The sequence below is a fragment of the Lactococcus protaetiae genome (assembly GCF_006965445.1).
GTDB classification, from domain to species: domain Bacteria; phylum Bacillota; class Bacilli; order Lactobacillales; family Streptococcaceae; genus Lactococcus; species Lactococcus protaetiae.
On sequence record NZ_CP041356.1, the window covers coordinates 1,574,666 to 1,597,983 of the forward strand.

Annotated in this window: 28 protein-coding genes, 1 tRNA gene, 1 other RNA gene and 5 pseudogenes; 29 read left to right on the plus strand and 6 right to left on the minus strand. The window is 36.7% G+C overall.

The window, feature by feature from the left end; genetic code table 11:
- Positions 1-827: 827 nt before the first annotated feature.
- Entirely contained in the window at positions 828-2,390 is a 1,563-nt protein-coding gene (locus tag FLP15_RS07635) for a sensor histidine kinase (RefSeq protein ID WP_142766622.1), read from the minus strand.
- Positions 2,371-3,078, minus strand: coding sequence for a response regulator transcription factor (locus tag FLP15_RS07640; RefSeq protein ID WP_142766623.1), 708 nt, complete (start codon positions 3,076-3,078; stop codon positions 2,371-2,373). The genes FLP15_RS07635 and FLP15_RS07640 overlap by 20 nt, the downstream gene beginning before the upstream one ends.
- Before the next feature lie 243 nt (positions 3,079-3,321).
- Here FLP15_RS07640 and FLP15_RS07645 point away from each other — a divergent pair, with 243 nt between their 5' ends.
- The 11 genes and pseudogenes from FLP15_RS07645 (at position 3,322) to ssrA (ending at position 12,788) form a co-directional block, all read left to right on the plus strand.
- Complete coding sequence (locus FLP15_RS07645; protein WP_142766624.1) at positions 3,322-3,615, plus strand: rhodanese-like domain-containing protein; 294 nt, start codon at positions 3,322-3,324, stop codon at positions 3,613-3,615.
- Positions 3,608-5,254: an FAD-dependent oxidoreductase gene (locus tag FLP15_RS07650; RefSeq protein ID WP_142766625.1), complete on the plus strand. Its 1,647-nt coding sequence runs from the start codon at positions 3,608-3,610 to the stop codon at positions 5,252-5,254. Before FLP15_RS07645 ends, FLP15_RS07650 begins: the two co-directional genes overlap by 8 nt.
- A 2-nt stretch (positions 5,255-5,256) precedes the next feature.
- Entirely contained in the window at positions 5,257-5,511 is a 255-nt protein-coding gene (locus tag FLP15_RS07655) for a metal-sensitive transcriptional regulator (protein WP_142766626.1), read from the plus strand.
- Between the two features lie 288 nt (positions 5,512-5,799).
- Positions 5,800-6,423: a GntR family transcriptional regulator gene (locus tag FLP15_RS07660; protein WP_142766627.1), complete on the plus strand. Its 624-nt coding sequence runs from the start codon at positions 5,800-5,802 to the stop codon at positions 6,421-6,423.
- A gap of 169 nt (positions 6,424-6,592) precedes the next feature.
- Positions 6,593-7,801: a quaternary amine ABC transporter ATP-binding protein gene (locus FLP15_RS07665; protein WP_142766628.1), complete on the plus strand. Its 1,209-nt coding sequence runs from the start codon at positions 6,593-6,595 to the stop codon at positions 7,799-7,801.
- A pseudogene (locus FLP15_RS07670) lies at positions 7,794-9,511 on the plus strand (ABC transporter permease/substrate binding protein). The gene FLP15_RS07665 and the pseudogene FLP15_RS07670 overlap by 8 nt, the downstream one beginning before the upstream one ends.
- Positions 9,512-9,634: 123 nt before the next feature.
- Positions 9,635-9,889: a GlsB/YeaQ/YmgE family stress response membrane protein gene (locus tag FLP15_RS07675; RefSeq protein ID WP_142766629.1), complete on the plus strand. Its 255-nt coding sequence runs from the start codon at positions 9,635-9,637 to the stop codon at positions 9,887-9,889.
- A gap of 121 nt (positions 9,890-10,010) precedes the next feature.
- Complete coding sequence (locus tag FLP15_RS07680; RefSeq protein ID WP_120771494.1) at positions 10,011-10,250, plus strand: CsbD family protein; 240 nt, start codon at positions 10,011-10,013, stop codon at positions 10,248-10,250.
- A 274-nt stretch (positions 10,251-10,524) separates the two neighbouring features.
- Positions 10,525-11,658, plus strand: coding sequence for a polysaccharide deacetylase family protein (locus tag FLP15_RS07685; protein WP_142766630.1), 1,134 nt, complete (start codon positions 10,525-10,527; stop codon positions 11,656-11,658).
- A gap of 284 nt (positions 11,659-11,942) precedes the next feature.
- On the plus strand, positions 11,943-12,278 hold the full coding sequence (locus FLP15_RS07690; RefSeq protein WP_142767464.1) for a putative DNA-binding protein: 336 nt from the start codon (positions 11,943-11,945) through the stop codon (positions 12,276-12,278).
- A 150-nt stretch (positions 12,279-12,428) separates the two neighbouring features.
- Positions 12,429-12,788, plus strand: a transfer-messenger RNA (tmRNA) gene (ssrA, locus tag FLP15_RS07695).
- A gap of 149 nt (positions 12,789-12,937) precedes the next feature.
- Here ssrA and FLP15_RS13725 read toward each other — a convergent pair.
- From FLP15_RS13725 to FLP15_RS07710, 4 genes and pseudogenes are all read right to left on the minus strand, one after another.
- Positions 12,938-13,027, minus strand: a pseudogene (locus FLP15_RS13725) (integrase); the annotation flags it as partial.
- A 140-nt stretch (positions 13,028-13,167) separates the two neighbouring features.
- Positions 13,168-13,683, minus strand: a complete 516-nt coding sequence (locus FLP15_RS07700; protein ID WP_142766631.1) for a hypothetical protein — start codon at positions 13,681-13,683, stop codon at positions 13,168-13,170.
- Between the two features lie 168 nt (positions 13,684-13,851).
- Positions 13,852-14,286, minus strand: a complete 435-nt coding sequence (locus FLP15_RS07705) for an ImmA/IrrE family metallo-endopeptidase (RefSeq protein ID WP_142766632.1) — start codon at positions 14,284-14,286, stop codon at positions 13,852-13,854.
- Between the two features lie 9 nt (positions 14,287-14,295).
- Entirely contained in the window at positions 14,296-14,640 is a 345-nt protein-coding gene (locus FLP15_RS07710; RefSeq protein ID WP_142766633.1) for a helix-turn-helix domain-containing protein, read from the minus strand.
- 286 nt (positions 14,641-14,926) lie between these two features.
- On the opposite strand from FLP15_RS07710, the gene FLP15_RS07715 reads away from it, so the two are divergent.
- From FLP15_RS07715 to FLP15_RS07795, 18 genes and pseudogenes are all read left to right on the plus strand, one after another.
- Positions 14,927-15,157 carry a hypothetical protein gene (locus tag FLP15_RS07715; protein WP_142766634.1) on the plus strand — a complete coding sequence of 77 codons (231 nt, stop codon included), beginning with the start codon at positions 14,927-14,929 and terminating at the stop codon, positions 15,155-15,157.
- Positions 15,158-15,337: 180 nt separating this feature from the next.
- Entirely contained in the window at positions 15,338-15,490 is a 153-nt protein-coding gene (locus FLP15_RS13120) for a hypothetical protein (RefSeq protein WP_223804578.1), read from the plus strand.
- Positions 15,490-15,893, plus strand: a pseudogene (locus tag FLP15_RS07725) (RusA family crossover junction endodeoxyribonuclease). Before FLP15_RS13120 ends, FLP15_RS07725 begins: the two are co-directional and overlap by 1 nt.
- A complete protein-coding gene (locus tag FLP15_RS12740) occupies positions 15,880-16,038 on the plus strand; it encodes a hypothetical protein (protein WP_190288268.1) in 159 nt (52 codons plus the stop codon). The pseudogene FLP15_RS07725 and the gene FLP15_RS12740 overlap by 14 nt, the downstream one beginning before the upstream one ends.
- Positions 16,023-16,412 (plus strand): DUF722 domain-containing protein, encoded by a 390-nt coding sequence (locus FLP15_RS07730; RefSeq protein ID WP_142766636.1) that lies wholly within the window; start codon positions 16,023-16,025, stop codon positions 16,410-16,412. Before FLP15_RS12740 ends, FLP15_RS07730 begins: the two co-directional genes overlap by 16 nt.
- Before the next feature lie 267 nt (positions 16,413-16,679).
- On the plus strand, positions 16,680-17,204 hold the full coding sequence (locus FLP15_RS07735) for a phage tail tip lysozyme (protein WP_223804579.1): 525 nt from the start codon (positions 16,680-16,682) through the stop codon (positions 17,202-17,204).
- Positions 17,195-17,383 (plus strand): hypothetical protein, encoded by a 189-nt coding sequence (locus tag FLP15_RS07740; RefSeq protein ID WP_190288269.1) that lies wholly within the window; start codon positions 17,195-17,197, stop codon positions 17,381-17,383. The genes FLP15_RS07735 and FLP15_RS07740 overlap by 10 nt, the downstream gene beginning before the upstream one ends.
- A 492-nt stretch (positions 17,384-17,875) precedes the next feature.
- Positions 17,876-18,553 carry an endolysin-like domain-containing protein gene (locus FLP15_RS07745; protein ID WP_223804580.1) on the plus strand — a complete coding sequence of 226 codons (678 nt, stop codon included), beginning with the start codon at positions 17,876-17,878 and terminating at the stop codon, positions 18,551-18,553.
- 397 nt (positions 18,554-18,950) lie between these two features.
- Positions 18,951-19,754 carry a glycoside hydrolase family protein gene (locus FLP15_RS12745; RefSeq protein WP_190288270.1) on the plus strand — a complete coding sequence of 268 codons (804 nt, stop codon included), beginning with the start codon at positions 18,951-18,953 and terminating at the stop codon, positions 19,752-19,754.
- A 119-nt stretch (positions 19,755-19,873) separates the two neighbouring features.
- On the plus strand, positions 19,874-20,080 hold the full coding sequence (locus tag FLP15_RS07755) for a hypothetical protein (RefSeq protein WP_142766637.1): 207 nt from the start codon (positions 19,874-19,876) through the stop codon (positions 20,078-20,080).
- Positions 20,081-20,201: 121 nt separating this feature from the next.
- Positions 20,202-20,539: pseudogene (locus FLP15_RS13125) on the plus strand (HNH endonuclease).
- 227 nt (positions 20,540-20,766) lie between these two features.
- Positions 20,767-21,042: pseudogene (locus FLP15_RS07765) on the plus strand (recombinase family protein); the annotation flags it as partial.
- A 75-nt stretch (positions 21,043-21,117) separates the two neighbouring features.
- Positions 21,118-21,402: a hypothetical protein gene (locus FLP15_RS07770; RefSeq protein WP_142766639.1), complete on the plus strand. Its 285-nt coding sequence runs from the start codon at positions 21,118-21,120 to the stop codon at positions 21,400-21,402.
- 66 nt (positions 21,403-21,468) lie between these two features.
- Positions 21,469-21,831, plus strand: coding sequence for a phage holin (locus FLP15_RS07775; protein WP_142766640.1), 363 nt, complete (start codon positions 21,469-21,471; stop codon positions 21,829-21,831).
- Positions 21,828-22,073 (plus strand): hypothetical protein, encoded by a 246-nt coding sequence (locus FLP15_RS07780; RefSeq protein WP_223804581.1) that lies wholly within the window; start codon positions 21,828-21,830, stop codon positions 22,071-22,073. The genes FLP15_RS07775 and FLP15_RS07780 overlap by 4 nt, the downstream gene beginning before the upstream one ends.
- 340 nt (positions 22,074-22,413) lie before the next feature.
- Positions 22,414-22,500 (plus strand): type II toxin-antitoxin system HicA family toxin, encoded by an 87-nt coding sequence (locus FLP15_RS13850; RefSeq protein ID WP_425351493.1) that lies wholly within the window; start codon positions 22,414-22,416, stop codon positions 22,498-22,500.
- 188 nt (positions 22,501-22,688) lie between these two features.
- A complete protein-coding gene (locus tag FLP15_RS13730; protein ID WP_342588716.1) occupies positions 22,689-22,982 on the plus strand; it encodes a hypothetical protein in 294 nt (97 codons plus the stop codon).
- Between the two features lie 88 nt (positions 22,983-23,070).
- A tRNA-Ile gene (locus FLP15_RS07795) sits at positions 23,071-23,144 on the plus strand.
- Positions 23,145-23,318 lie beyond the last annotated feature (174 nt).

The window sequence follows — 23,318 nt, forward strand, 5'->3', positions numbered from 1 at the left end:
GTCGATTTCACTAAGCCACTAAAGTGGCAAGTTCAAATCGCAATCGACTAAAGTCGCAAGGCGAAGTGGTCTTGTCCCTGAAGCCTAAGTGCTATCTCCGCTTCGCTACGCTGTCCACTCTCGCTAAGTGGCTGAAGCCACAAGTCGAGTCGCAAAGCGCTAAGACCCTAGGGCAGTCGGACGAAATTCAAAGATTGCCATTCTGACTAGGTGCTTTGCCTTTTGCTCTTGCTGCTTTAGCAGCTAAGCAAACGGACAGCGGAGCAACGAAGTTGCATAGACCGTTCGCAGAACGGCGTGCGAAGTACGTAGTACCGTAGCGAGGGTGGACAGCGTAGCGCAGCGGAGATAGTGCTGCTTTATCCCCAATCTAAGAGGTGGGGGAATTGCGATTGCGACTAGGTGCTTCAGCACCGTAGCGAGCATCGACAGCCTTTTTATCAGACGCTTTAGCGGCTATATAAAACGGACAAATGTTTATAGCGTAGCCCGAAGGGTGGAGATAGCACGCACTTGCTTTGATAAAAGCAATCTACTAGAACTACTTTAAAATGAGATTGCCATTTTATTTAGTTGTTCTTAGATTGGCGGGTTCTGGTGCGTTTTTGTGCCAGAACAGATGCGAAGCACCGCAAACCCTCGTGATTTTTACAATGATTTGGCTATAGTTTGATTTTATCTTATTTGAGGAGAGATGGATTTAAAATTTTTTTATGATGAGTGATAAGTTTGACAAAGGTAGAGAAAAAAGCTTCTGTCAGTACACTGACAGAAGTCTATATCCATTGCTTATGGTCGTATAAAGCTGTCAGTATGCTGACAGAGTGTTACAGGGTGACGGTAAAAGTCGTCCCTTTTCCGATAATGCTGACAACGTCGATGTGTCCTTGAAGTTCCTGAACGTTTTTTTCAACAATTGAGAGTCCAAGCCCAGTTCCTTTAACTTCTGAACGACTTTCATCAACACGATAGAAACGGTCAAAAATGCGTTCTTTTTGGATTTCTGTCAGCCCTGGTCCATTGTCAGTGACACTAAAGATTACTTTTTTATCTTTGGTTTGAAGACTGACAATAATTTTCCCATCGTTTGGTGTGTATTTAATGGCGTTTTCGATGAGATTTTCAAAAATGCTATGAACCATTTGTTGGTTGGTTTTAAAAGTTATATTTTCAACTTGAGCTTCCAAATGGAGATTTTTTTCTGAAATTTGCGGACGAGAGGTGTTCAAAATATCTTGGATGAGCGTGGTAAGATTGAGTTTTTTCTTATCAATTCGATGATTTTGTTTGGTTAAAAGTAGAGTGTCCTGCACCAAATTCATCAAACGAGAACTTTCTTTATTGATAATTGCTGCAAAGTTTTTGCCTTCTTCTTGAGAAATATCATCAGATTCTAAAAGTTCAGCAAATCCTTTGATAGAAGTCAGAGGTGTTTTCAATTCATGCGAAACGTTGGCAATAAAGGCGTTGTGAGCATCTAAGGTACGATAGTAGCTTGTAACATCCATCATAGTAACGAGAAAACGGCTATCAAGTTCTGGTAAAGGTGTAATTCTAATTTGATAGTAGGCAGCAATTTCTTCAAAATAAAAGAGTTTTTCTTGGATATCAGGATGTAACATTTTATCAACTAGGAAGGTCAGAAAATCAGCATAAGGGCTAAAAATATCAAGATTCTGTGTATCCGTAAATTCATTTTTAAAGGCAGCATTAGTTTTGCGAATTTTACCTTTGTTGTTGTAAATAAAGATGGGAAATTGGAAAAATTCAATGAATTCATAGAGGTTTTCTTTTTTCTCAGTATGAGATAATCCTTGTCGCTGGATGCTTTCACCAAGTGTATTTAGTGCTGTTGTGATACGATCATCTTTTTCACTGATGAGATAACTTTGTGTAAGTGGACTGCGCTCAATATTTTTAATTTTTGCAACGGTGTTTTCAGTAAAATTGTGCAATTCACGAGCTCGTTTGAGGACTTGAAAGCCTACACTGAGATAAATTAAAATAGCAAAAGTAATCGTGGCAAAGGTGATGAACCAAGTGGAAGTCCGACTTTCGGTAATTTGCAGATAATTTTTGACCTGCCCATCGTCGAAAATCGGGCTTGTAATTGTAATCTTAGATCGGGTCAAATCTCTTGAGTAAGCAGCACCATGTGCAATTTTTCTTGTGTCAGAATCATCTGTAGCTTTGGGGAGAAGCTCAAAACCTTTAGGGAGAGAAACATTGGGATGCTTTTCAAGAAAAAGTTGAATATTACTTGAGCGTTCAAGCACTCGATTTGTATCATTATTAAGAATATTTTGATTGAGCAAAATAACTAAACTCAAAGTTGCGATGATATAAATCACCGTCAGGATGACGATGTTTCTAAGCTTCGTTTTCTTCAAAGTAGTAACCAAATCCTCGTTTTGTTTTGATGTATCGATTGTCTAATTTTTTTCTTATTTTTGAGATAAGGACGTCAATAGTTCTTGTTTCTGCGGATTCTGAAATTCCCCAAAAATGCTTGAGCAACTCTTCGCGGCTGACAACTTCGCCTTGTCTTTCTGCTAAAAGTTCTAAAATTTCAAATTCTCGCTTGGTTAAATCCAAAATTTTCCCGTCAAAAGTTACTTCTTTTTTGACAAAATCAATTTCCATTCTGTCAGTAATCAATGAGGTTGGTTTGTTGTTGTCAGTGCTGACAGAATTTTTAGGAACATCGTTATACATCTGACTGCGACGAATCAATGCGTTGGCACGTACGATAATTTCTTTCATTGGAGTGGTTTTATCCAAATATTCATCAGAACCTGCTGACAGTCCTGTCAGTTTCATTTCGTCATCATCTCGTGCTGTCAAAATTAAAATCGGTGTAAAATTTCCTTCCTTACGAAGTTTTTTTGTTACTTCAATCCCGGAAAATTCAGGCATCATGAGGTCTAATAAGATTAAATCAAATGGATTTTTCCTCGCTTTATCATAAGCTTTTTTTCCATCATCAGCTGTCGTCACTTCAAAATCATTTTGACGGAAATGATAAGAGAGAAGGGTCAAAATTGACCGATCATCATCAGCAATTAAAATTTTTTTCATACTTTTTATTATAACAAATGAATGCTGATTTTGCTCCCAAAGATTCACATCTTTTGCTAAATAAAAGCAGTCAATTTTATTTGACAACATACCCATACGGGTATATAATGAAATTATTAAACGATTATTTCTACTTTGAAAAGATATTTACCGAAAAGCAATTCGCGTATTAGGCACTGTTCTTGCGCCAGAAATCATCTAAAAATATAGAAGTAGAGCAAACAAGAAAAATTGGAGATTAAAATGAAAACTGTAAAAATACAAGAATTAACACAAGCGATGGCAAACAAAGCAGTTATTGTCGATGTCCGTGAAAGCAATGAATATAAAGCAGGACACGTACCAACAGCAAAAAACATTCCTTTGAGTGAGCTTGCTACGCGAGTAAATGAGGTTGAAAATGGAGCTTACATTATTTGTCAATCTGGTGCGAGATCAAAACGAGCCTGTCAATTTTTGGAAAGTAAGGGATTGGACGTAACAAATGTGAGTGGCGGCACGCTTGCTTGGAAAGGAAATTTGGTAAATAATGGCTAAAAAATATCTCATTGTTGGTGGTGTAGCTGGCGGAATGTCTGCCGCAACTCGATTGAGAAGGCTCCAAGAGGATGCAGAAATCATTGTTTTTGAAAAAGGTCCCCATGTGTCATTTGCAAATTGTGGTCTGCCTTATTATGTTGGTGGTGAAATTGAAAATCGTGATGACTTAATTGTTCAATCTGCTCAAGCTTTAAAAGCACGTTTTAACTTAGATATTCGTGAAAATGCTGAAGTGGTAAAAATTAATGCTGACAATAAAACCATTTCTGTAAATAGTGATGGAAAAATTTACACTGAGCGTTATGATACATTGATTTTGTCGCCAGGTGCCAAACCTATTGTTCCACCAATAGTAGGTCTGTCAGAAGCAAAGCACGTATTTACTTTACGCAATATTCCTGATGTTGATCAAATTATGGCGCACGTTGAAAAACATCATCCACAATCAGCGCTTGTCATTGGTGCAGGTTTTATCGGATTGGAGATGGTAGAAAATCTCAAAAAACGGGGAATAGAAGTCACACTTGTAGAAAAAGCAACTCATGTTTTACCGATGATTGATAGAGAAATGGCTGTTCAGGTTCGGAGGGAACTAGTTAAAAATTCTGTCAGTATACTGACAGGAACGTCTGTCAGTGAATTTACTACGGACAACATTATTTTAGAAGATGGTAGAGCTCTGTCAGCAGATATGGTGATTCTGTCAGTAGGTGTGCAACCTGAGTCAGCTTTGGCTCAAGAAGCTGGAATAGAATTAGGCTTACGTGGTGGTATCTTAGTTGATGAAAATTACGAAACCTCAATAAAAGATATTTACGCTGTTGGTGATGCGATTGTTGTCAAAAATCAGATTACTGAGCAGGATGCCTTGATTTCTCTAGCTAGTCCAGCCAATCGTCAAGGGCGTCAAGTTGCAGATGTTTTGTCGGGATTGCAAGTCAAAAATCGCGGCTCCATTGGAACAGCAATCGTTCGTGTTTTTGACTTAACCGTCGGATCCACAGGGATTTCTGAACGATATGCACAAGAATTAAAATTAAATCATAAAGTTGTTCATATCACAGCCAATGACCATGCAAGCTATTATCCAAATGCAACTTCAATTTTACTAAAGCTCATCTTTAACCCAGAAAGTGGGATGATTTATGGTGCACAAGCGGTTGGACAAAAAGGTGTTGATAAGCGAATAGATGTCTTGGCAACAGCAATCAAGGGCAATTTAAGCGTCTTTGATTTACCTGAGTTGGAGCTGACTTACGCACCGCCATTTGGCTCTGCTAAAGATCCAATCAATATGTTGGGCTATGCGGCAATGAATATCAGTTTAGGATTGTCAGAAAATATTCAGTGGCATGAATTAGCCAGCGAACTTGCGAAAGGGAAGCAATTGCTTGATGTGCGCAACCCTAGTGAAATTAAGCTTGGTGCGTTCAAAAATTCTATCAATATTCCACTTAATGAACTTAGGAGTCATCTTGACAAACTAGACAAAAATCAAGCCTATATCGTAAGCTGTCAATCAGGCTTGCGTTCTTATAATGCAGAGCGAATTTTAAAAGGAAATGGTTTTCAAGTCCAAAATTTAGACGGTGCATATGGACTTTACAGCTCAGTGACAAATGAAGGGTTGGAGTAAAAATGAATAATTATGATAAAAAAATGACAAATCGTTTAAAACGCGCAGATGGACAGCTTCAAGGAGTTCTGCGCATGATGCAAGAGGAAAAAGATTGTATTGACATAGTCATGCAGCTTACCGCTGTACGTTCTAGCTTAGATAATCTCATTGGGCTTATCGTAGCTGAAAATTTGAAATCATGCCTGTTATCAGAAGATATTGAGAAAAAAGAAGATAAAATTGAACAAGCTATCAAAATGATTATAAAAAAATAAATACTTTTGCTCCAGAACTGTAACAGAAACATTTTGTGCTCTCTCTTTACAATTTTGTACTTTATTTGTTCTAAAATACCAAGCGGATAAAGCGAAAACTCTAGTAAAATCTTCAATGAATATTTAGTAATGTTGACTTTTCATGATGAACTATCTATAGTATTGAAAAAAAGAGTATAAAAAGCTATAATATGGTGAAACTTTTAACTTAGTGTCAGAGAGCGACTCCTCCACTGATGAAGTCACCACACTAGAAAAATACTTAATAAAATAGCGAGGAGATATAGCGTGAAAGAAGTGAGACAGCCGAGGTACCAACAAATTGCTATCCTAATTGCTGAAAAAATAGTTCATAATGAGCTCAAAGTTGGACAAAAAATATATGCACGTTCGACCTTAGCTACCACCTTTGGTGTATCATCCGAAACAGCTAGAAAAGCAATCAGTGTATTAGGTGATTTGGGTATCGTTGACTCAATTCATGGAAGTGGAGTTGTCATCGCCTCACGCCAAAAAGCTCAAGAATATTTAGCACAATATCAGGAAGTAAAAAGTATTCAGGATTTACAAACAGAGATTTTAAAAAGCGTATCTCGCCAACAAAAAGAATTAGCTAATTTTTCATCTATTCTTGATAAACTTGTAGGACAAACAGAACATTTTCAAAAGTCGAATCCAATGACTCCTATCGAATTTGAGCTTGCAGGAGCATCTGAAAAATTAGGAAAAACGTTGGGTGAGATGAGCCTCTGGCAAAATACAGGTGCGACAGTTATAGCAATTCTCCAAAACGATGAATTAGTGATTTCCCCTGGACCGTATGCAACAATAAACCAAGGAGATACACTTTATTTTGTTGGGACATCAGATACACTTCAAATTCTTCAAAACTTCTTTTATACCAAGGATTAGCATTGTTTGATTAAACAATGCTTTTTCTTTATGTCAAACGGTATGTTTGACAAAGTGACAACTTGCTGATATTATTAAGTGGTCACTTTACGCATATTCAAAAGATAACAGTAATGGATAAGTGATTATGGTTAGTTGTAGAAATTTTAAAAGAGTAAAGGAGAAAAGTTTGCCAGTAAAAGTTAAAATTGAACATCTTACCAAAATATTTGGTAAGCGTGTGAAAAATGCACTAGCAATGGTTGAACAAGGAGAATCCAAAAATGAAATCTTGAAAAAGACAGGTGCAACTGTCGGTGTCTATGATACAAATTTTGAGATTAATGAGGGAGAAATTTTTGTGATTATGGGATTATCAGGATCCGGAAAATCTACCTTATTACGTTTGTTGAACCGTTTGATAGAGCCTACAAGTGGTAAGATTTATATTGATGGACAAGATGTCGCAACACTCAACAAGGAAGACTTGCTTAAAGTTCGTCGTAAAACAATGAGTATGGTTTTTCAAAATTTTGGACTGTTTCCTCATCGTACTATTTTGGAGAATACAGAATATGGCTTGGAGGTTCAAAATATACCTAAAGAAGAAAGACGTAAACGAGCGGAAAAAGCACTTGAAAATGCAAACTTACTTGATTTCAAAAATCAGTATCCTAATCAATTGTCAGGCGGGATGCAGCAACGTGTAGGATTGGCGCGTGCTCTAGCCAATGACCCTGAAATTCTGCTCATGGATGAGGCTTTTTCTGCGCTCGACCCTTTAATTCGTCGAGAAATGCAGGATGAATTATTGGAACTTCAGGCAAAGTTTCAGAAAACAATCATATTTATCTCCCATGATTTAAATGAAGCTCTTCGAATCGGAGACCGTATTGCGATTATGAAAGATGGGAAGATTATTCAAATCGGTACAGGTGAGGAAATCTTGACTCATCCAGCCAATGACTACGTAAAAACCTTCGTAGAAGATGTTGACCGAGCTAAAGTAATAACAGCAGAAAATATTATGATTCCAGCTTTAACAACGAATGTTGATGTTGATGGGCCAAGTGTCGCGCTTAAAAAGATGAAGACAGAAGAAGTCAGCTCTTTGATGGCTGTTGATAAAAAGCGCCAATTTCAAGGAGTTGTCACAAGTGAGCAAGCCCTAGCAGCAAGAAAGAATAATCAATCTTTGCGTGAGGTGATGACAACAGAAGTCGGGAAAGTAGGCAAAGAAACATTAGTCAGTGATATTTTACCAATCATTTATGATTCACCAACACCAGTAGCAGTAGTTGATGAGCAGGGATATTTAAAAGGGATTCTGATTCGAGGAAGTGTATTAGAAGCTTTAGCAGATACACCGACAGAAACAGAGGAGGAGATTAATGATTGAGTTATCAATTGATAAATTACCGTTGGCAGAATGGGTTTCAACGGCAACAGATTGGATTACAAGCCATTTAGCGACTGGTTTTGATATTATCCAAAAATCTGGAACGACAATAATGAATGGGTGACTGCGGGGTTAACGGCTGTACCATTTTGGTTGATGATTATTGTTGTCACTCTATTAGCCGTTTTAGTTTCAGGGAAAAAAATCGGTTTTCCTATTTTTACATTTTTAGGTTTAGTTTTGATTGCTAATCAAGGACTTTGGTTGGATTTGATGAATACCGTAACTTTGGTGTTATTGTCTAGTTTATTATCAATTATTATTGGTGTTCCATTGGGATTTGGATGGCGAAGTCAGAGCTTGTTGCTAAAATTGTGCAACCTATTTTAGATTTTATGCAGACTATGCCTGGTTTTGTTTACTTGATTCCAGCAGTAGCATTCTTTGGAATTGGAGTCGTTCCTGGTGTGTTTGCTTCGGTTATCTTTGCCTTACCTCCAACAGTTCGTATGACCAATTTGGGGATTCGACAAGTTCCTACAGAGCTGGTGGAAGCTGCAAATTCATTTGGTTCCACACCAAGACAGAAATTATTCAAGCTAGAATTTCCATTAGCCAAAGGGACGATCATGGCAGGGGTTAATCAAACGATTATGTTAGCATTATCTATGGTTGTGATTGCCTCTATGATTGGCGCACCAGGTTTGGGACGTGGAGTATTATCAGCCGTCCAGTCAGCAGATATTGGTAAAGGGTTTGTTAATGGTATTGCACTAGTTATTCTTGCTATTATTATTGACCGTTTTACCCAAAAATTAAATGTATCGCCAATTGAAAAACAGGAAAATGCTAAATTTAGAGTTTGGAAGCGCCGTGTTGCACTGTTATCTCTAGTTGTTCTTATCATTGGGGATTTTCAGGAGTCTCTTTTAAGAACAAGACGGCTAATAAAAAAGTTGACTTGGTTTACATGAACTGGGATTCAGAGATTGCCTCAATTAATGTTTTGAGTGAGGCGATGAAGCAGCATGGTTTTCAAGTTAAAACAACGGCGTTGGATAATACAGTGGCTTGGCAGACTGTAGCAAATGGTCAGGCAGATGGGATGGTTTCAGCTTGGTTGCCTAACACTCATAAAACACAGTGGAAAAAATTTGGGAAATCTGTTGACTTATTAGGGTCTAACTTGAAAGGGCAAAAGTCGGTCTGGTTGTTCCAAGTTATATGAAAGTCAATTCTATTTCTGAATTAACAGATCAAGCAGATAGGACAATTGTTGGAATTGAACCAGGAGCTGGTGAAATGGCTGCGGTCGAAAAAACACTTAAATCATATAATAATCTTAAAGATTGGAATTTGGTTCCATCATCTTCTGGAGCAATGACAGTTGCGCTTGGAGAGGCGATTAAACAGCATAAGGATATTATTGTGACAGGCTGGTCACCACATTGGATGTTTAATAAATATGATTTGAAATATTTATCTGATCCTAAAGGAACGATGGGAACGGAAGAAAATATCAATACTGTAGTACGTAAAGGATTAAAGAAAGAAAATCCTGTTGCTTATAAAGTATTAGATAAATTTAATTGGACCCAAAAAGATATGGAAGCTGTAATGCTAGATATTCAAAATGGTAAAAGTCCTGAACAAGCAGCGGATGTATGGATAAAGGCGCATCAAAAACAGGTGGATGCGTGGTTCAAATAAAGTTTATTGACAGTCAATACATTGAGTTTTAGATTTAAAAATTGTAAACACTTTTTTGTACTTTTCATATTACGAATGATAAAATGATAAGTAGATTAAAGTAAAATAAAAGGAGGGGTGAAAATGCACTTTATATGGTCATTGATTGTTGGAGCTCTTATTGGTGCGATTGCAGGTGCAATCACGAGTCGAGGGGCGAAAATGGGAATCATTAGCAATATTTTGGCTGGTCTAATCGGTTCGGCTATAGGTGAAGGACTTCTGGGACATTGGGGACTTCAATTGGCAGGTATGGCTATTTTTCCCTCCATTATTGGCGCAGTAATTCTAGTTTTGGTTGTATCAGCCATTTTTGGACGTTCAAATAAAAGGACATAATTATGTGAGCTATAATAACTCTCAATTTATGATTTGATAGATAAAGATGGAGGTGGATAAAGAATAAAAAAATAGGCACCTAAATAACTTAAAAATCATTAACAACTAAGGAGGAACTTTCATGACATTAAATGATAAACTTGATGCAGCTAAGGATAAGACAAGTGGAAAAATTAAAGAAGTAGCCGGAAAAGTGACAGGTGATGAAAAATTAGAAGCTAAGGGAAAAGGTGAGGGACTTCTTGGGAAAGCCAAAGAAGAACTTGGAACACTTAAAGACAAAGCTTCTGAACTCGCTGATGATGTTGCGGAAAAGTTCAATGATGTGGTTGATTCTGTGAAGGATAAAAAAGACAAATAGTCATTTAATTTTTAATAAATGAGGAGTTGGTAAGGTTTTCTTGCTAACTCTTTTTCTTTTTGCTTATTTGAGTAAACGCTTTAATTTATTTAATTGAGAAAACTTACAAAAATGTAAGATTGGGGCTACGAATTTGCTATTACTTTAAGTTATAATTATGCAAAAGGGACAGCTATGGATGGGAGAGTGGCTACGGAGATTAGTATCATTCGTCAGTACAATCAGCATCTGAAAGCATTTTGGAGTTAGATTAGTTTAGATTGAAGAGAGTGTTATGAAGAAAGTAATTGGGATTTTTGTTGTTATTGTACTGATCGGAGCTGGTATTTTTGTTGGATTGAATATCAAACATCAACATGATGTCAAGGTTCACAGAGAAAAAGTTGCCTTAGCTTATAAAAAATTAAAAAATGAAGCAATAAAGGCTGAAAAAAAAGCAGAACAGACGCTTGCTGACGAGGATATTGCAAGGAGTGAAAAATTAATTAATCGCCTAAAAAAATCTGACCGTACTTCACTGACAAAGCAACTGAATCAGGTCAAAGAGATAAGAGAAGATTTGGCAAATGCGCAGTTGCTGGTTGCAGAGGCGAACAGAAATCAAACAGATCAAACGATTGCTAATGCACAAGAAAAAGTAAATCAACTGACAAGCAAATCTGTCAGTACTGACAGAGCTCAATTACAGGCACAAATTAATGCTGACAAAGAGAAATTAGCAAAAGCAAAAGCAGAGGTAGCAGCGAAGGCAAAAGCAGATGCAGATGCGAAAGCAAAGGCTGCAGCGGAACAACAAAAAACTGCGAAAAGTCCAAAAATGATTGCCCTAACTTTTGATGATGGACCAAACCCAACGACAACTCCTCAGCTTTTACAAACTTTGCAAAGTTATAATGTTCACGCGACATTTTTTGCACTTGGTCAGCAAGCACAAGCTTATCCATCAATCATTAAGCAAGAAGCTGCTCAAGGAAATGAAGTTGCTTCACATACTTGGGATCATAAAGATTTGACCACATTGTCACAAAGTGCACAAGTCCAAGAAATTATGTCAGCTCACAATTTAATTAATCAACTCACAGGACAAAATGTGACACTTTTCCGCCCACCTTATGGAAGTTATGATGCAACAACGCTTGCCGCAACTCCCCTCACTGCAATAAATTGGTCAGTTGATACAAATGATTGGCGCTACAACAGTTCTGCTCCAGTGATTCAAAATGCACTTGCGAACGCTCATGATGGTGCGATTATTTTGATGCACGATATTCATCCTTGGTCTGTTGCCGCGGTACCGACAATCATCCAGCGGATCAAGGCACAAGGCTATACTTTTGTAACTGTATCTCAATTGCTAGAGGCGCGATATGGAGGCGCTCAGGCACAACATGTTTATTTTGGAAAATAATGAAAGAGGCTTAATCTTAGCAAGCGCGTGCTATCTCCGCCTTTGGGCTACGCGATAAACATTTGTCCGTTTTATCTAGCCACTAAAGCCTCTGATAAAAAGGCTATCGATGCTCGCTACGTCACTAGGTGCAACAACTAGCATATCCGTTGCTGCTTTAGCGCCAACGGGTATTCTACAAAGTGGCTAGTCGCAATCGCAATTCCCCCACTCTTAAAGGTGGCGAGATGAGTAGAATGCATCCTATTCATGAGGAGAAGTTGCTTGTATGTTATAATGTAAGAATGGAAATCGAAAAAACGAATCGAATGAACACCCTCTTTGAATTTTATGCTACTCTACTGACAGACAAGCAGATGAACTATATTGAGCTTTATTACGCAGACGATTATAGCCTTGCTGAGATTGCTGAAGAGTTTGATGTCTCTCGCCAAGCCGTTTATGATAATATCAAGCGAACAGAAAAAGTTTTAGAGGGGTATGAAGAAAAACTACATTTGTTTAGTAACTATGTTGTCAGAAATCAATTATTAGAGTCGCTGACAGAAAAATACAGTACTGACGAATATCTTGTCAGTAAACTTCGTGAAATTCAACAAATTGACGAAGAAGAATTTTAATAATAAGCACAGCCTTAGGATAATATAACTCTTTTTAATAAATTCTATTGCTGATAAAAACTCGAATTTATTCTGTCAGTACTGACAGAATGTGGAAAATATGCTATAATTATGCTCTAAGATTCAGTGATAGCTACTGATTTTTTATAAGGGGGCGTTACGGATTCGACAGGCATTGTCGCGCATGAACTGCAACTGCTGAGGGATCAGGATAATCATCCGCAGATAAATATAACTGCTAAAAATAATACACAAACTTACGCAATGGCTGCCTAAAAAACACCATGCGTGCCGAAATTTCATTCACTGATGGTGATACTTTCGGCCTAAACCTTTAGTCAGATACGTTGCTGTGGTAGCTTGACGCAGCAAAAGAGATTTCAAGCTCCGCAAAATATCGCTGTTTGAGACTGGCTTTGGTATTTTGTTAAATTTGAGAAAGTCCTATAGTTGTAGACGTTGATGTAGCAAGGTGTTTGGACAGGGGTTCGACTCCCCTCGCCTCCATAATACAGTTTGTATAGAATCTTATAGACCAAGAAATCGCTCAATAGAGCGGTTTTTGTTTTTTTATAATCCGATATGATACGATATAACCTGATAAAAGACAGACCCAAAAGCAGACCCAAAAAATATAAAAAACTAGCATATTTAGCTAGTTAAAAATCAATGTATGCTGAGAATTTATCGCCAATATTATCTTTGGCAAATTCTGTGATGTGAGTATAAACGTCCATAGTAGTTTTTAAATATGTTTTTATTTCCAAATTTAATTTTTACTCCATTTCTTGTTAAAATGAGCACAGTAAAACACCACATTTTCTGTGATATTTACTAAATATTTGTACTTAATCCGCCCTAGCCGTCCAAAGTTTAGGCGGATTTTTTATTATTTATGATTTTCTATAGCTTTCTTAATTTTATCTTGATATAGAGCGATATCGATAGGAGTATCTATCTCAAATGTACCAGCATCACGAATTTCTATAAGATTTTTTGTGGCTTTTTGGTAAAATCTAAATACCCATTTTCGATTATTATCATCAATTAAAATTCCAAAATAACTTTTTGTATCCCGATAATATAAACGAGAAGGGTCTATAAAATCCTTGGATGCTACTTTAAATACTGTAAAGGCTTCAAGTTCTTCAGGAGTAGTAATAATTCCATCATTAGGAGTGGCATCTGGTAATTCTTCAGATTCAACAATCGCTTTTGTTTCTACACTTGTATTTAATGCTGCTGAAAGTTTTTCATTTACTCTTTCAGTAATAAACTGATTGAACCCTTTTTTAATGATTGGAGAAAATTTTTCAAGTGTACTCTTTGTTTTTATTCCATCATATATTTGAGATACGAGGTAAGCAATAAAGCTTTCATTTGGTTCGTTTAAGTTATCTGACAAGAATAGTTTTAGATTGTTTAAATATTTTAACTCAGCGGCAGAGGAAGTTATCTTATCAACATCAAAATTTTCTTTGTGAAATTTTGCTAATTCTAAAAATTGATTATCTTTAATATTAGTAAGGTCAATTACCTAGCTTTTAGTGAGATTTAGGGTTTGCTCGCAAGTTCAAAAAACTAATTGTGATTGATTTTCAAAAGCAATTTGTTCCATTTCTTGTGCTGCCACATCGTAGAACTCTTGTACCGATAGTTTAAATCGAGTTAGAAACCGCTCTGGTGTGTAATAGTTGATATGATAGTCAATCTCTTCTAAGTAATCAATAGCTTTGCAGTGTATCATAAATCTATTTGCTTTAGCTTCGTTAATGATATGTAACTGACTTGGGCTTAGCTTAGAAAGTGTATGCCCTTTTATTTTATGTCCGCATTCATGTAAGATTACGCATTCAGTTTCTTCTTCACTTAGACTCAGCCTAACAAATATGATTCCATTCTCCGATTGACACTCTTCAGCGTAAGGAACATAAAAACCCTTGTCGTGTAATTCAGGAGCCCATATTAAGACTATTCCTGTTTCACGCAAAATATCGTGATAGTCCATATAAACTCCTTATTTTTTATTTTTTCCTGCAAAATAACCAGCTAGAAGCCCTTTTATTATTTCCTTGTCATGGTCATCCATCGGTTGACCTGAATAACCTTCTGCATTATCAATGGCTTCTAAGAGCTCAGGAGAAAACTGCGGTCCTTTAATTTCTTCACGTCCGAGAAGATAGTCCACAGTCACATGGAAGTAATCGGCTACTTTAGCCAAATCACTTGCTTTAGGATTTGAAGTTTTCCAACGATAAAAAAGGTTATCACTAAACTTTAAATCGGCAGAAACTGCAGGTAAAGATTTACCACGTTTTTCTGCAAGTTCTTTTATCCTGTCAAATGTAGTTTTATCATGCATTATATAGCCCTTTCAAAAATGTTTTTACAAAAACGTATACCACTTCTTGACAAAAATTACAAAAACGTATATAATTATTCTTGTAAGATAAAAAGTTAGAAAAAATATCTTAATCATAAACACAATAAACGAGCTGGCAAGCGGTTCTAAATGTTTTTGTTAAGGCTTTTCTCTATGCTTATATTCTATACGAAATGTAGATATAAGTCAAGCATAAACTACAAATAATCTAACTTTCTATCTAATTTTATAAAATAAAAAGACTTGGGGCGGAAAGGAAAACTGAATGTCAGAAGTAGAACAAAGTTTCGATTCTCAGCGAATGAAAATTGTTGATTATTTGAAACAACCAGAAAAAGGAAAGAAGGATGCTGTTTGGGCTTATGAAAATATCAAAGAGCCGCCTTATAAATTCACTAAATCAGATATTAGTGCTGCATTAAATGGAAATCGAAAATATACGCAATCAGTAAAATGGTTGATCACGTTTTTAGTTAAATATTTTGATTTAGATTAGGAGGTAAAGTATGAATGAATTAATAAAAATTTCGTCAAACGATTTGGGGAAGCTATAAAACGTACTATAAAAAGACAGCGAGAATATGGTTATGCTCAAGATATTCTTAAATCTTGGAACAATAAGGGGATAAAAACTCTTAAGCAAGCGAAAACTGAAGAAGTAAGTTTTAATAACAAATTGCAAAAAAATTATGCTCAAACACAATCTAAGCCAGTTAAGAACGTTCCTGATTGGACAGATGAAGGAAAACTTATCAGAGCAGGTGTTGATACTACTGGCATGGCTCAGAACGAAAGGTACAAGCTCGCTAGAGAGATGGGGTTGAATTAATGAAGTTTGAATTTGAATTGGATAAAATGTCTATAACGCAACAACAAAAGGGAATTAGTTATAAAAATGGGAAACCTATTTTCTATAACCATAGAGGTACTTATAATCAAGAGTTAAGGCTATTACTCATGCGAAATAATCCTCCTGAGTGTTTTGGAAAAGGAATTCTGATAAGCTTTCAGTGACATTTACTAACGCGATTAAGCAGGAAAAACGTTGGTTCAAATGGAAAACGACAAAATCTGATTTAGATAATCTCATGAAGAATTTACAGGACTATATGACAAAGCTTAAATTTTACAGTGATGATAGCCAAATCGTTTGTCTGGAGGCTAAAAAATATAACGGAGAGAGAAATAAAATTGCAATTGAGATAACTGAGGTTAGTCATGGATGTGATTGAACAAGTAATGAATACAATTGAAGGATACGAAGATAATGATTTCAACCGCTCGGAGCAGGCCGAGTCAGAAAACAAAAAGCCCACGGCAATGGGCTTTGACAACCTCATTATACCACAAAGGAGAATGAAATGGCTGATAAATTAGATAGAATTATTGGGGATTACTTAACAGGGAGGCTGAATGCCAATATTAAAGCAAGAGAAATTGATTTAAGAGCAAAGAAACCTATTGATAATTTAGGAATTCGGATGCAATCAAAAGGGCTTTCTCCACAAGAAGTAGTCTATCTAAGAATTGAAGAAGATGAACTTTTTGGGTTACTCGGAAGAATGAAAAAACAAAAAGAAATTCTTGATGTTTTCTGGAATGTAGAATGTGAGGATACTAAAAAGGCACTCCTGCTTCATTACAGAGAGCGAAAGACTTGGTATGGTGTTGCTCAAGAGTTATTTGTTGGGATTACCACTTTATGGCGGTGGAATAAAGCTTTCAAAGCAATGATTGAGCCTTATTTATAAAATGGCAATTTGGTGAAATGTTTTTGAAAGGTTCATTGAAAGATCCCCCTAAATTTAGTGAGATAATAGTATCATGAAGGAACGAGCAAGTAAGTATTCATTCAAATCAGTTCGGTGCTCAAACCCTTCATAGATTTTAAAGGAGGTCTAACAACTTTTAGTTGTTGTCGGTTCGATTCCGACTTAAAATCATTCCTAATTAAAAATACAGCTGTACATTAGGGCGAAACAGTCAGTAGATTGACGAATTTTCTTGGACTGAATAAAATGAAAGAAGGGGAAAGTAAATTGGGACAACAAGAAACAGCAAAACAAATCTGGGATTATCTTACGTCTCGCGGATGGAGCAAACAGTCTGTAGCGGCTCTTTTAGGAAACATGCAGAGCGAAAGCGGTATTATTCCTGACCGCTGGGAAAGTGACATTGTTGGCAATATGAACGGTGGATATGGTCTTGTTCAATGGACGCCAGCTACAAAATATATTGACTGGGCAAAATCGAATGGCTTGGTTTATCAAGATGTTATTTCTCAGTGCAAACGACTTGAATGGGAAGTTGCGAATAGTCAACAATTTTATCATCCGACTATGACTTTTGCACAATTTACTAAGAGTACACAATCTCCTGAAGAGTTGGCAGATATTTTTATTAGATACTATGAACGCCCACTTAATCCCAATCAACCTGTGAGGGGGACTCAAGCGCGTTATTGGTATAATCTCTTCCAAAATACAACAGGGGTTCTGGATCCGAAAACCAAACAAACAAAGGAGAAATTGAGATGTATTTAATTAATACAATTGACACAAAAAATTGGTATGTATCAAATGGAGTACAATGCAAATGGGTCAAAACCGAGCGCGTACTTAGAAATTATCAAAATGAATTTGGGAAACTTAATCTTCCAGTGGATAAAATGTACAGCACAGAACTATACAACGAATTCGCTCAAGATAAGATTTTGAAATAACTACCAAGTAGCTAAAGATGTCAGGGTTCGACTCCCTGACTTGCTATTATATTAATCAATAAAGCTGTCATCGATGACGGCTTTTTGTATGGAGTTTAGAGAGGAGAGAAAATGGCAAAAGCTAAATATGAGGAATGGCTTTCAGAAGAAGGGTTACCACTTTATGGTGGTGGAATAAAGCTTTCAAAGCAATGATTGAGCCTTATTTATAAAATGGCAATTTGATGAAATGTTTTTGAAAGGTTCATTGAAGGATACCCCCTAAATTTAATGAGATAATAGTATCATGAAGGAACGAGCTAATAAGTATTCATTCAAATAAGTTCGGTGCTCAAACCCTTCATGGATTTTAAAGAAGGTCTAACAACTTTCGGTTGTTGTCGGTTCGATTCCGACTTAAAATCATTCCTAATTAAAAATACAGCTGTACATTAGGGCGAAACAGTCAGTAGATTGACGAATTTTCTTGGACTGAATAAAAAGGAGGTCAATATGGCAGGATCATTAAATAAACTTGTTGAACGTATGGTTTATTGGTGTACTGAAGTAAGCCTTGGTTATGACCAAAGTAATCGTTGGGATATTCGAGATGGTGGAGAAACAGACTGTTCTGCTCTGGTTATTCATTGTTTACAAGAGGCAGGATTTACAACTGGTGAGGCAAGCTATACAGGAAATATGCGTTCCGCATTGACAGCGAATGGATGGACAGTAGTGGCGAACAATGGCTCACCACAAACAGGAGATATTCTCTTGAATGACGTGAATCATGTTGCAGTATATATTGGAAATGGGAAACTTGCTCAAGCTTCTGGGGATGAGAACGGCCAAATTTCTGGAGGACAAGCTGGTGACCAGACAGGACGCGAAACTAATGTAAGTAGCTATTACAACTACCCATGGGATTGCTATTTACGTTGGTCAGGGGGAGACGACTCAGGGTCATCTTCTAATAATCAAACAAACAAAGGAGAAATTGAGATGTATTTAATTAATACAATTGACACAAAAACTTGGTATGTATCAAACGGAGTACAATGCAAATGGATCAAAACCGAGCGCGTACTTAGAAACTATCAAAATGAATTTGGGAAACTTAATCTTCCAGTGGATAAAATGTACAGCACAGAACTATACAACGAATTCGCTCAAGATAAGATTTTGAAATAACTACCAAGTAGCTAAAGATGTCAGGGTTCGACTCCCTGACTTGCTATTATACTAATCAATAAAGCTGTCAACGATGACGGCTTTTTATATGGAGTTTGAGAAAGGAGAGAAAATGGTAATTTGATGAAATGTTTTTGAAAGGTTCATTGAAAGATACCCCCTAAATTTAATGAGATAATAGTATCATGAAGGAACGAGCAAATAAGTATTCATTCAAATAAGTTCGGTGCTCAAAATCCTTCATGGATTTTAAAGAAGGTCTAACAACTTTTAGTTGTTGTCGGTTCGATTCCGACTTAAAATCATTCCTAATTAAAAATACAGCTGTACATTAGGGCGAAACAGTCAGTAGATTGACGAATTTTCTTGGACTGAATAAAAAGAAGGAGATTGAAAAGTGAAAATTGGTTCAAATGGTTTAAATCTTATCAAACAATTTGAAGGTTGTCGACTTACAGCTTATGCTCTTGGTGATGGTAAGATTACTATTGGTTGGGGGCACGCAGAGCTGGTAGGACAAACTGGCTTGGTAGCTGGTGTTACAACATGGATTCAAGCCCAAGCAGATAATCAACTCGCTGCTGATTTGGTCCCTTGTGAAAATGCAGTAAATAATTATTTTACTCGCTCATTTAACCAAAATCAGTTTGATGCTTTAGTTTCTTTTGCTTATAACTTGGGAACTGCTGTATTTGCAAATTATAGTTGGAATAAAACAGCAAGTGATAGCTGGATTACTTCTGAAATGATGCTTTATATAAATAAAGGAACTCAGTTTGAAGAGGGATTAACGCGACGCCGTCAAGCAGAGGTAACTTTATATAACAATGAGGCAACATCTGGTACAACAGGGAGTTGGACGTGGTCTTTTACCAAGCCTTATACTGGCATCGTCTATTTAGATGGTCAGCAATTCGGTAATACTTCATATCCTAGAGGGCGTGGCTATTTCCATGATGGATTTGATTTTGATGCTAGCGTTTATGGTCCAGATATTTTAGCTGTTTCTGATGGAGAGGTAATCTATACTGGAGTGATGGGAGACGGACTTGGTTCTGTTGTTGTTTTGTCTATCCCACCCTATCAAGTAATGTATCAAGAATTTTCAAATTCCATGAGTGATATTTTTGTTTCAGTTGGGCAAAAAGTAACTAAAGGTCAACGTATCGCTCGGATGAATGGGGGACACATCTTCATTTAGGGATTACTAAAAAAGACTGGCGCACAGCATTAGCAAGCTGGGATATTGATGACGGGACATGGCTTAATCCAATAACGATTATTCAAACTGGAGTGGGAGAACCTGATCCAGAAACAAATATGGAGGAATTAAAAGATATGCTTAAATTATTTAAAATCAACACAGGTTACAAATCGCTTCAGCTTGTAAACACTGATACATTGAAATATTTCGCGATGAATGCCGATGAGAGTGCTCGTATGCGAAAATTCTTGTATGACAAGGAACCAATGTTTGAACCTGCTGAGTTTCAAAATGTATTGGACATTATCAAACATGTTCTCTAATTAACAACCTCATGTAAAAAGGTTGCAAAAAAAGCAAGTTAGGGTTCGACGCCCTGACTTGCTATTATATTAATCAATAAAGCTGTCATCGATGACGGCTTTTTGCAAGGAATATCTGACGATGAAAGCCAAGGTATCAAGAGCTGACAAACAAGGAGCACATTGCGTAGTCTTTGAAAAACAGAAAGATATTGCTCAAGACACAGAACACCTGTGGTATTTGTGGTAAGCCAATTGATAAGAGTTTGAAAGCCCCTGACCCATTGAGCGCGGTTGTTGACCACATCATCTATTAATAAAGGCGGTCACCTTTCATCAATAGATAGCTTACAGCTTGCTCACTGGACTTGCAATTGTCAGAAGTCTGATAAATTGTTCAATGTGAAGCAGGAAGAACCGAAAGTATTAGAAAATCGTAACTTGCCACAGAGCCGTGATTGGGCTTCTTATGTATTTTAATAATAATATCAAAGAAGATTTAATGGAATATTCCATAATGGTGTGCTTGTAGTTGCTGCTATTGCAGAAAATGGCGCAGTATAAGCAGAAATATATAGAACACCTTGTTTTACAAAGTAATACATAAGCCTAGCTGTATTAAAGCCTGATAAAGGCTTTCTCAACCAACCATCTGTATCTCTAGAAACTTGTAAGTTTTTGAAACAAACATTTACTATATTGAAATGATTGAAAATAGTAGCATGGGAAGATTTTGCTTAAGGACTTTACTTTCACTTGTAGAGATTGAGCGCGATATGATTGTTGAACGCGTTCAGGAAGGTAGAGAGAAAGCACGACAAAATCCGAATTTTAGAGAAGGACGACCAAAGCGTGTGATTACACCAAAATATCGTAAAGCCTATAACTTATTGACAGAATTATCAGTGAAGGAGGTATCAGCACAGACAGGACTGTCACGAAGTACCATTTACAGAATTAAAAAACAAATAGAACAAAAATAAACTCTGTCAGTACTGACAGAGTTTTTAGGAGGAGTATATGATTTGGAGCATTTAGCGCAGAGCTTTTCAGCTTTTTTGCTTGATATTTTAAGAAACTTACCACTAATTCTTGCTTTGAGTTCAGCGTTAAGTACTGTTTTTTATAAAATTTTTCAACGATTTATTAAACGCATTACTGAAAAGATTGAAAATGAACTAGCAGAAATTAGTAAACGAATTTCTGCGATTGAAAAAAATGCAGCAACGGCTCATAAAGACTTGGAAAAAGAGGTTTTACGCCTACAACTCTTAGAGGGATTAATAGTGAGCGACTTTCAGCGAGTGAGGTTGCATATTTTTATGACCGTTATGCCGCTTTAGGCGGAAACAGCTTTGTATCTGAAAAGGTTCACGAGTACCTTGAAAAACTCAACGGAGGAAAATAACATGAAAAATATTAATGCAGGTACGCTTACCCGTACCATTTTACTTTGGTTGGCCATTCTCAACCAAATTTTAACGGCGCTACATCTTAATCCGCTACCGCTTGATGATAATACGGTAAGTACGATTATCACGACTGTCTTTGCACTTTGGGCGTGGTGGAAGAATAATGATTTTACTCACGCTGCAAAAGAAGGGACAAAAGTCACACAGGCTTTAAAGCAAGGTCAGTCGCTTGAAATCACACGCTTAAAAAACGTAGACCAAGAATTTACGACAACGGGGACAAATAAAATGGGAAATATCGAAAATATGATTGTTCGGATGGAAGCAATTCTGTCAATATTAACAACAAGCCTCAGATGATTCAATTAGCTATTGATGGTCAATTTGGTAGTGCTACAGCTCGACGTCTTCAAGAATACTTTGATACCGATGGAAAAGATGGTGTGATCAGTCATCAATATAAACAGTCCTTTAACCAAAATATCTATGTCGCTCAGTTTGATTCCTCACTGACAGGTTCAAACGTCATCAAAGCTTTACAGAAATTCTTGGGTCTTGTCCAAGATGGACTGTGTGGGCAAGGCACAATTAAAGCCTTATAGAAACATTTAGGAACAACGCAAGACGGTGTGATTAGTCCAGTTTCTGATACTGTGAAAGCTCTGTAAAAACGATTGAATGCGAATAAACTCTAAAATTATCCCTGAAGATCACGGGGATTTTTTATTGTCAAAAATTTAATGTAATACAAATTTAATATAGATTCACGTGATTATACGTGCTAATTCTTGATTTTATAAGTGCAATAACGTATACATTAATAATGTAAGAAGGTAACGTGCACAGGCCACTTACTGGAAAGGGAATGCTTAAACTGCTTCTTAATGAAGGTGGGTTGAACGGAGACTTGAAGGTAGTCACTATCATTTATATAAAAATGGGGTGAGAATTACAGTTCCTGTTCATGGTAATCAAGATTTAGGAAATGGGCTTGAAAGCAAAATCCTAAAGCAGGCAGGGCTAAAATAGCCCTTGCCGTTTCATTGGAGGTTTTATTATGGCAAACAATACACCATTACTTGTTGCGTATCCAGCTATTTTTCACCCAGAAGAAAAAGGGGATATTTTATCGAATTTCCAGATGTTGATGGAGCTTTCACTGGTATAAACGAGAATAATTTCGCCTTTGGTCTCGAGATGGCTGAGGAAGTCTTGGGATGGTTCTTGCAGATTATATCGAAAATGGAGAAAATCTTCCTAAAGTGTCATCGGTTGAAGAAATCCAAAAAACGACTGATGATATGGTCACGCTTGTAAAAGTGGATATGGAAAGCTATTTTAAAGATGTATCTCCAGTGAAAAAAATATTGTCAATTCCAAAGTGGGCGGATGAAATGGGTAAACGTTCAGGAATTAACTTTTCTCGTCTTTTAACAGATGCAATTGTAAATGCTGCTCGAACATTTGAATTAGAAATCAATACAGATAAAGATTATCTGACACAAAAGTAATTTTTCGCTTAAACGGATTTTTACATATAATGTACTATAATGATTAAATCTTTAGCCAAGGAAGCTGGAATAATCCGGCTTCCTTTTAGGTTCTTTAGCTCAGTTGCTTAGAGCTAACAGCTCATAACCGTTCGATCGCTGGTTCGAGTCCAGTAAGAACCATGAATTAAATGGAGAGTGGAAAAAGAAGGGATAAATCCTGTAGCCCTCTATATATTAAGGTTCCAAAAACTCCCCTCACCTCCATAATACAGTTTGTATAGAATCTTATAGACCAAAAAATCGCTCAATAGAGCGTTTTTTATTTTTATGATTTGTAAGATTTTATTTCCAAAG

Excerpts from the sequence above, each read along its gene's own strand:
- FLP15_RS07640 (WP_142766623.1), bottom strand. The coding sequence starts at position 3,078 with ATGAAAAAAATTTTAATTGCTGATGATGATCGGTCAATTTTGACCCTT.
- FLP15_RS07645 (WP_142766624.1), top strand. The coding sequence starts at position 3,322 with ATGAAAACTGTAAAAATACAAGAATTAACACAAGCGATGGCAAACAAA.
- FLP15_RS07650 (WP_142766625.1), top strand. The coding sequence starts at position 3,608 with ATGGCTAAAAAATATCTCATTGTTGGTGGTGTAGCTGGCGGAATGTCT.
- FLP15_RS07655 (WP_142766626.1), top strand. The coding sequence starts at position 5,257 with ATGAATAATTATGATAAAAAAATGACAAATCGTTTAAAACGCGCAGAT.
- FLP15_RS07675 (WP_142766629.1), top strand. The coding sequence starts at position 9,635 with ATGCACTTTATATGGTCATTGATTGTTGGAGCTCTTATTGGTGCGATT.
- FLP15_RS07680 (WP_120771494.1), top strand. The coding sequence starts at position 10,011 with ATGACATTAAATGATAAACTTGATGCAGCTAAGGATAAGACAAGTGGA.
- FLP15_RS07685 (WP_142766630.1), top strand. The coding sequence starts at position 10,525 with ATGAAGAAAGTAATTGGGATTTTTGTTGTTATTGTACTGATCGGAGCT.
- FLP15_RS07690 (WP_142767464.1), top strand. The coding sequence starts at position 11,943 with ATGGAAATCGAAAAAACGAATCGAATGAACACCCTCTTTGAATTTTAT.
- FLP15_RS07705 (WP_142766632.1), bottom strand. The coding sequence starts at position 14,286 with ATGGACTATCACGATATTTTGCGTGAAACAGGAATAGTCTTAATATGG.
- FLP15_RS07710 (WP_142766633.1), bottom strand. The coding sequence starts at position 14,640 with ATGCATGATAAAACTACATTTGACAGGATAAAAGAACTTGCAGAAAAA.
- FLP15_RS07715 (WP_142766634.1), top strand. The coding sequence starts at position 14,927 with ATGTCAGAAGTAGAACAAAGTTTCGATTCTCAGCGAATGAAAATTGTT.
- FLP15_RS12740 (WP_190288268.1), top strand. The coding sequence starts at position 15,880 with ATGGATGTGATTGAACAAGTAATGAATACAATTGAAGGATACGAAGAT.
- FLP15_RS07730 (WP_142766636.1), top strand. The coding sequence starts at position 16,023 with ATGGCTGATAAATTAGATAGAATTATTGGGGATTACTTAACAGGGAGG.
- FLP15_RS07735 (WP_223804579.1), top strand. The coding sequence starts at position 16,680 with ATGAAAGAAGGGGAAAGTAAATTGGGACAACAAGAAACAGCAAAACAA.
- FLP15_RS07740 (WP_190288269.1), top strand. The coding sequence starts at position 17,195 with ATGTATTTAATTAATACAATTGACACAAAAAATTGGTATGTATCAAAT.
- FLP15_RS07745 (WP_223804580.1), top strand. The coding sequence starts at position 17,876 with ATGGCAGGATCATTAAATAAACTTGTTGAACGTATGGTTTATTGGTGT.
- FLP15_RS07755 (WP_142766637.1), top strand. The coding sequence starts at position 19,874 with ATGGAGGAATTAAAAGATATGCTTAAATTATTTAAAATCAACACAGGT.
- FLP15_RS07775 (WP_142766640.1), top strand. The coding sequence starts at position 21,469 with ATGAAAAATATTAATGCAGGTACGCTTACCCGTACCATTTTACTTTGG.
- FLP15_RS07780 (WP_223804581.1), top strand. The coding sequence starts at position 21,828 with ATGATTCAATTAGCTATTGATGGTCAATTTGGTAGTGCTACAGCTCGA.
- FLP15_RS13730 (WP_342588716.1), top strand. The coding sequence starts at position 22,689 with ATGGTTCTTGCAGATTATATCGAAAATGGAGAAAATCTTCCTAAAGTG.